This is a genomic window from Paenibacillus silvestris (assembly GCF_009882985.1).
GTDB classification, from domain to species: Bacteria; Bacillota; Bacilli; order Paenibacillales; family NBRC-103111; genus Paenibacillus_E; species Paenibacillus_E silvestris.
The window spans coordinates 151,085-163,237 of the sequence record NZ_WTUZ01000038.1 but is presented as its reverse complement, the minus strand read 5'-3'; the positions used below and the strand labels follow the sequence as shown (position 1 = coordinate 163,237).

The 12,153-nt window shown below is 45.3% G+C and carries 14 protein-coding genes; 12 read left to right on the top strand and 2 right to left on the bottom strand.

Annotated features, from left to right (window positions below; translation table 11 throughout):
- Nucleotides 1-21 precede the first annotated feature (21 nt).
- Nucleotides 22-1,110, bottom strand: coding sequence for a tRNA 2-thiouridine(34) synthase MnmA (gene mnmA / locus GQF01_RS29230; protein WP_161410490.1), 1,089 nt, complete (start codon nt 1,108-1,110; stop codon nt 22-24).
- Between the two features lie 314 nt (nt 1,111-1,424).
- On the opposite strand from mnmA, the gene cymR reads away from it, so the two are divergent.
- The 5 genes from cymR (at nt 1,425) to GQF01_RS29205 (ending at nt 4,984) form a co-directional block, all read left to right on the top strand.
- Complete coding sequence (gene cymR / locus GQF01_RS29225; RefSeq protein WP_161410489.1) at nt 1,425-1,844, top strand: cysteine metabolism transcriptional regulator CymR; 420 nt, start codon at nt 1,425-1,427, stop codon at nt 1,842-1,844.
- Nucleotides 1,845-1,853: 9 nt separating this feature from the next.
- A complete protein-coding gene (locus GQF01_RS29220; RefSeq protein WP_161410487.1) occupies nt 1,854-3,002 on the top strand; it encodes a cysteine desulfurase family protein in 1,149 nt (382 codons plus the stop codon).
- A gap of 28 nt (nt 3,003-3,030) precedes the next feature.
- Nucleotides 3,031-3,552, top strand: a complete 522-nt coding sequence (locus tag GQF01_RS29215) for a PRC-barrel domain-containing protein (RefSeq protein WP_161410486.1) — start codon at nt 3,031-3,033, stop codon at nt 3,550-3,552.
- Between the two features lie 10 nt (nt 3,553-3,562).
- Nucleotides 3,563-3,763 carry a hypothetical protein gene (locus tag GQF01_RS29210; protein ID WP_079419326.1) on the top strand — a complete coding sequence of 67 codons (201 nt, stop codon included), beginning with the start codon at nt 3,563-3,565 and terminating at the stop codon, nt 3,761-3,763.
- Nucleotides 3,764-3,913: 150 nt separating this feature from the next.
- Nucleotides 3,914-4,984: an AI-2E family transporter gene (locus GQF01_RS29205; RefSeq protein ID WP_161410580.1), complete on the top strand. Its 1,071-nt coding sequence runs from the start codon at nt 3,914-3,916 to the stop codon at nt 4,982-4,984.
- 234 nt (nt 4,985-5,218) lie between these two features.
- Here GQF01_RS29205 and GQF01_RS29200 read toward each other — a convergent pair whose 3' ends face one another.
- On the bottom strand, nt 5,219-5,443 hold the full coding sequence (locus GQF01_RS29200; RefSeq protein ID WP_161410484.1) for a DUF3951 domain-containing protein: 225 nt from the start codon (nt 5,441-5,443) through the stop codon (nt 5,219-5,221).
- 460 nt (nt 5,444-5,903) lie between these two features.
- On the opposite strand from GQF01_RS29200, the gene alaS reads away from it, so the two are divergent.
- From alaS to GQF01_RS29165, 7 genes are all read left to right on the top strand, one after another.
- A complete protein-coding gene (alaS, locus tag GQF01_RS29195; protein WP_161410483.1) occupies nt 5,904-8,531 on the top strand; it encodes an alanine--tRNA ligase in 2,628 nt (875 codons plus the stop codon).
- A gap of 115 nt (nt 8,532-8,646) precedes the next feature.
- Complete coding sequence (locus tag GQF01_RS29190; RefSeq protein WP_028555746.1) at nt 8,647-8,907, top strand: IreB family regulatory phosphoprotein; 261 nt, start codon at nt 8,647-8,649, stop codon at nt 8,905-8,907.
- 17 nt (nt 8,908-8,924) lie between these two features.
- Nucleotides 8,925-9,341, top strand: a complete 417-nt coding sequence (gene ruvX, locus GQF01_RS29185; RefSeq protein WP_161410481.1) for a Holliday junction resolvase RuvX — start codon at nt 8,925-8,927, stop codon at nt 9,339-9,341.
- 6 nt (nt 9,342-9,347) lie between these two features.
- Nucleotides 9,348-9,656: a DUF1292 domain-containing protein gene (locus tag GQF01_RS29180; RefSeq protein WP_056610485.1), complete on the top strand. Its 309-nt coding sequence runs from the start codon at nt 9,348-9,350 to the stop codon at nt 9,654-9,656.
- Nucleotides 9,653-9,949: a DUF1292 domain-containing protein gene (locus tag GQF01_RS29175; RefSeq protein WP_161410479.1), complete on the top strand. Its 297-nt coding sequence runs from the start codon at nt 9,653-9,655 to the stop codon at nt 9,947-9,949. The genes GQF01_RS29180 and GQF01_RS29175 overlap by 4 nt, the downstream gene beginning before the upstream one ends.
- 109 nt (nt 9,950-10,058) lie before the next feature.
- Complete coding sequence (mltG, locus tag GQF01_RS29170) at nt 10,059-11,159, top strand: endolytic transglycosylase MltG (protein WP_161410578.1); 1,101 nt, start codon at nt 10,059-10,061, stop codon at nt 11,157-11,159.
- A gap of 38 nt (nt 11,160-11,197) precedes the next feature.
- Nucleotides 11,198-12,127, top strand: coding sequence for a peptidase U32 family protein (locus GQF01_RS29165; RefSeq protein ID WP_328803556.1), 930 nt, complete (start codon nt 11,198-11,200; stop codon nt 12,125-12,127).
- Nucleotides 12,128-12,153 lie beyond the last annotated feature (26 nt).

Sequence of the window (12,153 nt, the reverse complement as noted above, 5' to 3'; positions counted from 1 at the left end):
AACCATCTATTTTGCCAATAATTATTTATGAACTTTGTCAATCACACCGCCGCCTAAACAAACATCACCATCATAGAAAACAACGGATTGTCCTGGCGTTACAGCCTTCTGCGGGCTATCAAATACGACTTCAATTGTTCCATCCTCCATAAAGGTCAGAACAACACCTTGGTCAGGCTGACGGTAGCGGAATTTGGCTGTGCAGGTGAAAGACCCTTGAGGTCTTTTCGGAGAGATCCAGTTGACATCTGTCGCTGTGAGCCCTTTGGAGTAAATTCCTGGATACTGCTCGCCTTGAACGACAAGAAGCTCGTTGGTTTCCAAATTCTTATCCACGACAAACCAAGGTTCGCCAGAACCTGAACCGCCAATGCCAAGACCTTGTCTTTGGCCTAGCGTATAGTACATCAGCCCGTCATGGCGTCCTTTTACCTCGCCGTTACGGATATCAACCATATTCCCGGGTTTAGCAGGCAAGTATTGGCTGAGGAATTCCTTGAAATCGCGCTCGCCGATGAAGCAAATGCCTGTGCTGTCTTTTTTCTTTGCTGTTGCCAGACCAGCTGCTTCGGCAATTTTACGTACCTCAGGTTTCGGCAGGTGACCGATCGGGAACATGGCTTTGGACAGCTGCTGCTGTGTAAGCACATTGAGGAAGTAAGTTTGATCCTTGCCTGGATCATTGCCCCGCAGGAGCACGTACTCACCATCTTGTTCTTTCACTTGGGCATAGTGGCCAGTTGCGATATAATCTCCGCCTAAATCGATGACTTTTTGGAGCAATTCACCGAATTTGATCTCTCTATTGCACATGACATCCGGATTCGGCGTGCGACCTTTGGTGTACTCGTCCAAGAAATAAGCAAACACCTTTTCGTAGTACTGTTTTTCAAAATTTACTGTATAAAAAGGGATTCCGAGCTGATCGCATACTCTGCGGACATCCTCTGCATCTTCTTCGGCTGTGCAATGGCCAAACTCATCGGTATCGTCCCAGTTTTTCATGAAAATACCGATAACTTCATAACCTTGTTCTTTCAAGAGCAGTGCGGCGACAGAAGAATCGACACCCCCGGACATACCCAGAATGACACGTGTTTTTCTATTCATGGCTTGTGTTCCTCTTTTCTATCCAGTGAGACTTTTTTAAAACTCATACTATTATACATCTCTCTAGTTAAAAATTAAAATATTTCATGAGAATGTCATTGTTTTTCCCCCATAGAACAAGGAATTATGATAACATAGATACGATATACGGATGTTTAGGAATGTTTTTGCTAAAAATGGAAACGCTGTTTACCTAGATAGGGACGAGCATGATGTCTGAACGTAGACAAAGCATAAGGTAAATAACTCACAATTTCTTTCTCGTAATATCAAATAGCCCCCTTGATGGCATAAATGTTGAATGAGGTGTAATTTTGAAAATTTCCACAAAAGGCCGCTATGGTTTAACGATCATGATGGAGCTGGCTAATCGAGTTGGTGAAGGCCCGACTTCGCTCAAAAGTATTGCCGAAAAGCATCAGCTCTCCGAGCATTATCTCGAGCAGCTTGTTGCTCCTTTGCGTAACGCGGGATTGGTCAAAAGCATTCGTGGAGCGTACGGTGGATATATTCTCTCCAAAGCTGCTGATCAAGTGACAGCAGGTGAAGTGATTCGCGTATTGGAAGGGCCAATTAGTCCTGTCGATTTTACGGAGGAAGATGATCCGGCCAAACGCGACTTATGGATTCGTATCCGCGACAGCATTGCGGAAGTGCTAGATTCTACAACTCTTGCGAACTTGATCTCCTTTGAAGACGCAGGTCAGCAAGACAACTACATGTTTTATATTTAAAGGTGATTTATGAATCCTATTTATCTTGATCACGCGGCGACCACGCCGGTGCATCCCGACGTTATGGAAGCTATGCTTCCTTTTTATACAGCCTATTTTGGCAATCCTTCCAGCACGCATAGCTTCGGTCGAGCGACGAGAACTGCACTTAACCGGTTTCGTGACGCTATGGCGAAGTCACTTGGCTGTCTGCCCGGCGAGCTGATTTATACGAGCGGCGGGACTGAGAGCAACAATATGGCGATCTTTGGGATCATCCATGCGAACAATAATGGCAAGAAACATATCATAACGACAGAGATTGAGCACCATGCCGTTCTGCATCCCTGTGAGCGGCTGGAGGACCTCGGTTACGAGGTCACTTACCTTCCAGTAGGTCCGACTGGTCTTATTCAAGTCGAAGATGTGGAGTCGGCTATTCGTCCCGATACGGCTCTCATCTCCATCATGTATGTGAATAATGAAATAGGCACGATTCAACCGATTGTAGAAGTTGGTCGGTTAGCACAAAGTCGAAAAATTCCTTTTCATGTCGATGCCGTTCAAGCCTTAGGTAAATTACCGCTGAATTTACATGATTTGCCGGTTGATTTGCTAAGCTTGTCTGCTCACAAAATATATGGTCCTAACGGTGTGGGCGCATTGTATGTGTCCAAGAACACGAAGCTGGTCCCTCATGTGCATGGTGGCGCACAAGAAAGAAAGCGCCGCGCGGGAACAGAGAATGTAGCTGCTATAGCAGGGTTTGCCAAGGCAATTGAGATGGTTCTCCCTATGACGGATGCCCTTTATGAACAAGCTGCAGAGCTAAGGCAGTACATGATTACCAGCTTGGATCAGCAACTTGGTCGTGATCAATTTACGATAAATGGACATGCCGAACAACAAGTTCCGCATATTCTGAACATCAGCTTTCCTGGTGTATCCACAGAGACGCTGCTTATGAATCTTGATCTAGCAGATGTGGCTGCAGCAAGCGGTTCGGCTTGCACATCAGGCTCACTTGAAGTGTCTCACGTACTACAAGCGATGAAGCTCCCAGAAAATGTTACAGCCTCTGCCGTTCGATTTAGCTTTGGAATGGGGAATTCTAAAGATCAAATTGAAACAGCTGCCCAGAAAATTGCAACCATTATCAAACGGCTGCGTACTAATTAGTACCGGGTGGTTCTAGGAGGAAAACACCTTGCGCAGAGCGCATGATTTGATCGGACTTCCCGTTCTGACGGTAGATTCCGGTAAACAAATTGGCCAAGTGAAAGATTTGATGATTGACCCTGAATGGAACATACGAGGCATTATTCTAGAAGCAAAGATGTGGTTTTCCTCCTTACGGTACGTACCGTGGGATGGAGTTGTCGCTGCAGGCGAAGATGCCGTTACCATACCGAACGCAAATGTCATAGTCGAGTTTGAGCAGGCAGATGAATGCCATGCTTTCCTGGAAGGAAGCCACCCGATTAAAGGTCTTCCAGTCGTTACAATCGGCGGAGACAAATTAGGCGTGGTAGAAGATGTTTATTTAACCCAAGATTGGGGTAAACAAATAGTAGGTTATGAATTGTCCGAAGGGTTTATTTCTGATTTAAAGGAAGGGCGTAAATGGCTTCCCATGCCGGATTCGGCAACCAAAGGTGAAGATGCCATTATAGTGCCTGTACATTGCTCTCAGGAAGTAGAAGAACTCTTCGTATCCAAAGAAGAATAGGGTGAGCAAGATGCGTTGTCCAAACTGTAATTCCAAAGATATTGGAAAGATCGGTTCCCATCAATTTTATTGCTGGGGTTGCTTTATCGAACTCAGCGTAAACGGAGAGAAAATGTCCGTGTATCAAGTAGAGGAAGACGGTACGCTAAGTTCTCTAGATGATTTGTTTTTTGAAGAAGAAATGCCATTGATTCAAGAACATGCCAATTAATCATAATAGCAAAATGAGAGACGTTGCTTTTCGGCACAATTTGTGCCTGAGAAGCAGCGTCTCTTTGTTTTCGGCGGCAAGGTTAATTTGACCAGCATGTACATATACTGTATGAACGTAGACATATTTAGAATCACTGAGGTGAACGGGATGGAACGTTTTTGGAGAAATCGATGGTTTGTAGGGCTGGTGTATCTGCTTCTGGCACTGGCTTGTGTGTACATGCTGCTGCTTATTAAACCTATTTTGCTAAGCTTATTTTCCTTTTTAAAAGCGATATTAGCGCCATTTTTCATCGCGGTGATTATTTCCTACATCTTGAACCCGGTAGTGAACATGCTGAACCAGCGCAAAGTGCCGAGAACGATTGCTGTCCTGCTGATTTATTGTGTCTTTATATCATCACTCACTGTCATTATCATGAATATGACGCCTGTATTTATGACGCAAGTGGCGGAGTTGAATGAGCATATGCCACAGATGGAAATTCGCGCACAATCCATTGTGGATGGCTTTAACCAAAATCGGCTTTTACCTGATAGTGTTCGAACAGGCTTTAATCACTCTTTGACGAAGCTGGAAAATAGCATTTCCATGGCCATATCGAATTACATGAATCAAATTGGAAGCACGATCAGTATGCTGTTTATTGCTTTTATCGTGCCTTTCGTTGCCTTTTATATGATGAAGGACTTTCAAATCATTGAGAAGACGGCGCTCGCTATCGTACCGAAGGATCATCGGAAGAAAACAGTTAAGCTCCTCATCGATATCGATACGGCACTTGGGAATTATATTCGTGGACAGCTGTTGGTTTGTGTCATTATCGGAGGGCTTGCCTACTTGGGGTATTGGCTCATTGATATGCCTTATGCGCTCCTGCTCGCTAGCGTTGTGGCGGTTTTCAATATCATTCCCTACCTTGGGCCGTTTTTTGGGGCCGCGCCAGCCATTATTATGGCTTCAACGATTTCGCTGAAAATGGTGCTGTTCGTCGCGCTCGTGAACTTAACCGTCCAAATTCTTGAGGGGAATGTTATTTCACCTCAGGTAGTGGGCAAAAAGCTGCATATGCATCCGTTGATGATTATCTTTGCCTTGTTGGTAGGTGGGGAAGTAGCAGGGATAGTCGGCTTAATATTAGCGGTACCTTTCTTCGCGGTCATGAAAGTGATTATTCAGCACGTCTTCATGCATTACGTTCATAGGCCTACGACTTAGTGGATCTATGCGTAGAAGCACAAATAGACGCACAAAACCCCCGTGCATCATGACTTGCGGGATCATGGTACACAGGGGTTTTGCACGAGGGTTGAGGATATTAAAGGGTGTGGCGTACGTAAACCATCGAATGGGCTACGGAATGAATGACACGTTGATTCTTATGTTGCTTTATTCGATAATGAAAATCATTATCAATGAATTTAGTATATCGCCATTGAGAACGATTGTCAACTACGTTTTTAAGCCTTTATCTTTGTCGTCGCCTTGATCGGTATTTTCTTCTTTTTCTTCTTTTTGCTCCTGAAATTCAACGCGCGATTGACCCGTTATATAATCGAAAGGATTATATCGGCTATCCGGAATTTGCTTCTTAATGAGTGTTTTGGCCATGATGTAGATGACGAGAACAAAAACAGGTGTAATTAGCCCTAGCAGCGTAAGAGCTGATAAATCCATTAGCATCACTTCCTCACGATTTTGTTGGATCAATATTATATTGTACATACGATGCCCACACCAAACTGGTTCCATGAGCATTTATGAATATTGACACGGTTCAGGCATAAAGTTATAATTTGCCTTATCTAGATCTACTGCAAAGCGTTGATGAAATTGAAGTAAGTCATAGTCCACTGTCAGAGATGAGGTTCCGGAATGCAGCTTTATCGCGAATCCGGCTGGAAGAACCTCTCGGTGCTAGGATGGCTGAACGCTAATTTCGGAGTGTGGATGAACTCCACCGGATGGACCCGTTACAGATCCGCACAAGGAGATTGCTTGATTTCCTCTACCGTTACGCTTGGTAGAAGGGAAGGCAATAACCAGGGTGGTACCGCGATGATTCGTCCCTGTATGTTACAGGGGCGTTTTTTGTTTGTTTTCAAACATTATAAGTAAATATGGAGGCTTGAGAGAGATGAAGGCAAGTGAAATTCGTTCCAAGTGGTTGCAGTTCTTCGCAAGTAAAGGGCATAAAGTAGAGCCAAGCTCTTCACTAGTTCCGCATAATGATCCTTCGCTCTTATGGATTAACGCTGGTATTGCACCTTTAAAGCCCTATTTGGACGGACGGGAAATCCCTGAGAATCCGCGTATTACCAATGCTCAGAAATGTATTCGTACGAACGACATTGAGAATGTCGGGAAAACGCGTCGTCACCATACTTTCTTCGAAATGTTAGGGAATTTCTCTATCGGTGACTACTTTAAAAAAGAAGTCATTCCATGGGCATGGGAATTTTTGACGGATCCACAGTGGATCGGTTTTGACCCGAATCGTATTTCCGTTACCGTGCACGAAGATGATGAAGAAGCTTTTGACATTTGGCATAACCAAATCGGTATCCCGGAAGAGCGCATCTACAAGCTTAAAGAAGATAATTTCTGGGACATCGGAGAAGGGCCTTGTGGTCCGTGTACGGAAATTTTCTATGATCGTGGCGACAAATATGGCGATTTATCTGATCCTGAATGCTGGCCAGGTGGGGAAAACGAGCGCTTCCTGGAAGTGTGGAACCTTGTATTTACACAATTCAACCATAATAAGGACGGCAGCTACACACCGCTTCCTAACAAAAATATTGATACAGGCGCAGGCCTGGAGCGCTTTGCTTCGATTCTGCAAGACGTAGATTCCAACTTTGACACGGATCTGTTCAAGCCGATTATCGATAAGACCTGCGAACTTACAGGTGTGACTTATCACGTGAACGATGATCACGATGTGGCGCTTAAAGTAATCGCTGATCACATTCGTACGGTTGCCTTCTCAGTAGGAGACGGTGTGCTTCCTTCTAATGAAGGACGCGGTTATGTCATCCGCCGTTTGCTGCGCCGTGCTGTGCGTTATGGGAAAGTGCTTGGTCAGGATAAACCGTTCCTCTATAAATTGGTGGCCACTGTCGGTGAAATCATGGGCGTTTACTACACAGAGGTTGTAGACAAACGTGAGTTTATCGAGAAGGTCATCCGTACGGAAGAAGAGCGATTCCATGAAACATTAAGCGATGGCTTGGTTATCCTTGGGGAGATGGTCGAAAAGACACGTCAAGCGGGTACGAATCAAATCAGTGGACCAGATGCTTTTAAATTATATGATACGTATGGTTTCCCGTTCGATTTGACGGAGGATTTTGCTTCGGAAAAAGGTTTGACGGTTGACCGTGCAGGATTCGACACCTCCATGCAGGAACAACGTGACCGCGCAAGAGCAGCTAGTCAAAAAGAAGGCGGAATGAAGGTACAAGGCGGCCCGCTGTCTGAATTGACGGTTAAAAGCGAATTTGTTGGTTATAATGAATTGGTAGTTACTGCTATTATTGAAGCAATCGTACACGAGAATGAGCTTGTCGACATCGTAGGTGTAGGCGAGACGTGTCAGGTTATTCTGGACCGCACACCTTTCTATGCAGAAAGCGGCGGTCAAGTGAGCGACTTCGGAACCATTCGTAACGGTCAAGTTACGCTGAAGGTCGAAGATGTCATTAAAGCACCTCATGGACAGCATGTTCACAAGGTGGTTGTGGAGTCTGGCGTTCTACGCAAAGGTGACACGGTAGAAGCTATCGTAGCATCTGCAGAGCGTGGAGATATCATCAAGAACCATACGGCTACGCATTTGCTGCATAAAGCACTGAAGGAAGTTCTGGGCTCGCACGTTAACCAAGCGGGGTCTTTGGTAGAACCAGATCGTTTACGTTTCGACTTCTCACATTTCGGCAGCATTAGCAGCGAAGAATTGCAGGATGTTGAGCAGCGCGTAAACCGTCAAATTTGGAATAACATCAATGTCGACATCTCGTTGAAACCAATTGCTGATGCAAAAGCAATGGGAGCTATGGCATTGTTCGGCGAGAAATACGGCGATATCGTGCGCGTCGTGCAAGTCGGCGATTACAGCTTAGAGCTATGCGGTGGTTGTCACGTTCAGAACACGGGTCAAATCGGACTATTCAAAATCGTAAGCGAGTCCGGTATCGGATCTGGCGTACGTCGGATCGAGGCTGTTTCTGGCCGCAGCGCGTATGAATACCTTGACGGTCAGCTGCAATTGTTGAAAGAAGCAGCAGGCATGCTCAAGACGAACGTTCAGGACGTTCCTAAACGTGTAGAAGCAACTCTACAGCAAGTGAAGGAGCTGGCACGTGAAAACGAGTCATTGCGCGGCAAGCTTGGCCGTATTGAAGCAGGATCGCTTACGGATCAAGTGAAGCAAGTTGCTGGCGTTTCGATGCTGGCCGTCCAAGTAAACGCAGCAGATATGGATTCTCTTCGCAACATTGTTGATGAAATGAAGACCAAATTAGGCTCAGCTGTGATCGTTCTAGGCGCAGTGGCTGACGACAAAGTCAATTTGGTTGCAGCTGTTACACCGGATCTTGTAGCGAAAGGTTTCCATGCCGGCAAAATTATTAAAGAGGTAGCTACAGCAGTTGGCGGTAGCGGTGGCGGTCGACCAGATATGGCGCAAGCAGGCGGTAAAGACGCTTCCAAACTGCAAGCTGCACTATCCGGCGTAGAGGGACTTCTGTCACAATTTGCATAATTATTTTTTTGGGGGACAGGAATTTTTAAACCCATAGAGAATATAAACCAGTATACACGGAACAGTTTTCAAATATATTTACAAATGGTATCACAAGGAAAGTGAGGTGCTCCTGATGAGTTCCATGGATAAAACGATGAAGTTCAACGTGAAAGCAGAAGAAATTGAGACATCGCCCAAAGATGTGTTATTAGCGGTTTACGATGCTCTTCAGGAAAAAGGGTATAATCCGATCAACCAGATTGTCGGGTACTTGCTTTCCGGAGATCCTGCTTATATTCCACGGCATAACAATGCGCGTAGCCTCATTCGTAAACGGGAACGCGACGAGCTGATTGAAGAATTGGTTCGTGCTTATCTGGGTCAACACAAATAGAAGGAAATGAGAACCGCATGAGATGGATAGGCTTGGATTACGGGGATAAAACGATTGGTGTAGCGATGAGCGATGAGCTAGGATGGACCGCGCAAGCGCTGGAAGTCATACATCGTCGTAAGCCAGGAGAAGACATTGACCGGCTGGCAGCTATTGTCGAGCAGTATGGTGTCACGAAAATTGTCGTTGGCTTACCCAAAAATATGAACAATACGATTGGTCCTCGTGGCGAATTGGCCACCCAGTTCTCCAAAGAATTAGAACAAAAATTAAGTGTACCTGTACACTTGTGGGATGAGCGCTTAACGACTGTTGCTGCCACTCGCACGCTGCTTGAAGCAGATGTGAGTCGGAAGAAACGGAAGCAGGTCATTGATAAAATGGCCGCACAGATCATCCTGCAAGGGTATATGGATGCCAATATGAAGAGGTGAATGAACATGTCCAAAGAAGAATTGCGTGAAGAGGAACCAGAAATCATTTACATCCCGGACGATGAAGGCAACGAAGAAGAGTTCGAGGTTATCATGAAATTCGAAGTGGACGGTTCTGACAAGAAGTACATGATGGTTGTGCCTACTGACGGAGGAGACGAAGAATCCGATGAAGTGTATGCATTCCGTTATGAAGAAGATGATGACGGCGAAGATTTGAAGCTGTTCACCATCGATGATGAAGAAGAGTGGAATATCGTGGAAGAAACATTTAATACATTAATGGCAGAATTCGACGAGGAAGAAGAAGCATGAGTACGACGCCTTCTGACGTATTGCGTAAAGCTTACGGGGATGATATTATTTTGTTTGATGAGCAAAATGAATCAACGGTTTATCATCTTCTTAAAGAATTCGTTTATGACAATAGAACGTATGCTATTTTGCAATCCGATGAACTCAAGAAGGAAGACGAGGTTGCTGTTTTCCGAGTGACGCAGAATGCGGAAGGCGAATACGAATTGGAAACCATCGAGGATGACGACGAATTCGAAACTGTTTCGGAGCTCTACGACGAGATGGTATTTCCAAATCAGGATGACTTGTAAGAAGTAAACAACCGAGCGGAGCGCATCCGCTCGTTTTTGTTTGCTTGGAGAGCTTGCGATAGCAGAGTTTTGCTGCTGCATAACGTTTAGGAGGATCATCGTGAACAACATGCTTGATCAAGAAAGCGCAGGGAGTACGACGAAACGAAAGAAGCTGAAGCTAGTTCTTCTAATTGTGGGCCTGTTTCTGCTCATAATAATCGGGACAGCAAGCGGTATTGGCTTATATATTGCGAATGCACTGCAGCCGGTTACTGCCTCTGAGCAACCAGTGAGGGTATCCATTCCCCAAGGCGCCGGATCTGTACAAATCGCAAAGGAGCTTGAAACAAAGGGACTTATTAAGAATTCATCCGTTTTTACGTATTATTTAAAAGTAAAAAAACAGGGCTCCAGGTTTCAAGCTGGTGAATACGAAATGAAGCCCGGTTTAACGTTCGAAGAGATGATAGAAAAGCTGAATAAAGGGGAAACCGTGAAGGAAGAGGTTATTCGTATAACGATTCCTGAAGGATATACCGTTGATCAAATTGCTGCTAAATTAAGTGAACAGACACCGTGGAACAAAGACGTATTTCTGAAGCTGGCAGATGCCCCTGCAGGCCTGACAGATGAGACCGCCGCGAGCAGCATTCCGGATAACAAGAATTTGAAACATCGGCTCGAAGGGTATTTGTTCCCGGAAACCTATGAGTTTAAGAAGGGTTCAACGGAACAGGAGTTTATTGAGCGAACGCTGCAGCAGCTGGACAAGAAGCTTGCAACGCTGCCGCCTGACTGGAAGGACAAGCTCAAGGAGCAGGGACTTAGCGTTCATCAGATGCTGACGATTGCGTCTTTAATTGAGCGAGAGGTTGTTCAGGACGAAGAGAGGGCTCTTGTTTCCGGCGTTATCCAAAATAGGTTGAAAAAGAATATGCCCCTGCAAATTGATGCTACGGTGCAATATTTATTTGATAAGTCCAAGGAGCGGTTGTTGGAAAAAGATTTGCAAATACAAAGCCCTTATAATACGTACTTAAATACTGGACTGCCTCCGGGGCCAATTGCTAGTCCGAGTCTTGCCTCGATGAAAGCTGCGATCTATCCGCAGGAAACGAAATATTTATTTTATGTAACGAAGAAGGACGGCACGAAAGGGCATTTGTTCGCGGAGACATTTGAGGAGCACAAAAAGAATATTGCGGATAGTAAAAAGACCGCGAATTAATACCACGTTAGGAAGCTGACAGAAGGTAGGGTAAGCAAGTGAAAAAACCAGAGTTAGTAATAAGCTGCGGTAGTAGCGCTGAATTGAAAAGAATGATTGAAGCCGGCGCAGACAGTGTGATCATTGGAGAAGCGCGCTATGCGATGCGTCTTCCTGGAGACGTGAAGCTTGAGGAGATAAGCGAATCCGTAGCTTGGGCTCATGAGCAACAGGCGAAGGTGTATGTGTCTGTAAACAAAATTTTTGACAATGGCTCCTTGGAGGGACTGTCAGAGTATTTAAGCAAGCTGCAAGAATATAACGTGGATGGCGTTATTTTCGGTGATCCTGCAGTCCTTATGGCTGCGCGTACGTTGCCAAAGCCGCTTGCGCTGCATTGGAATGCTGAGATGACTTCAACCAATTTCGCGACAGCGAATTATTGGGGCAGACAGGGTGCAACCCGGGTTGTGCTGGCTAGAGAGCTGAACATGGAACAGGTGTTGGCTTTCAAAGAGAACACGGAGTTAGCCGTTGAAGTTCAAGTACATGGTATTACTAATATTTATCACTCAAAGCGTGAGCTAGTGAAAAATTATATCGAACACCAAGGAAAAGATGCCTCCACAGAGGACCGCTCCATTGAACGCGGACTGATCCTCATTGAGCATGAGCGCCGCGATCAGCGTTATCCTGTGTATGAGGATGGTAATGGCACGCATATCATGAGTTCTGAGGACTTTTGCATGCTAGAGAATTTGCCTGAGCTTATGGATGGCGGGATTGATAGCTTCAAAATCGAGGGACTTTTGAAATCAGCTGCTTATAACGAAACGGTTGTTCGCAGCTATCGTGCTGTCATTGATGCTTATGCTGCTAACCCTGAAGGATTTGAGTTCCAGCAGGAGTGGCTGGATGCTATAACAGAATTGCAAGACCCAGAGCGTGAATTGTCTTTCGGGTTTTTCTATAAAGAACAGGTATATTGATAGATGGAAGAAGGTGCGTTTTCGAG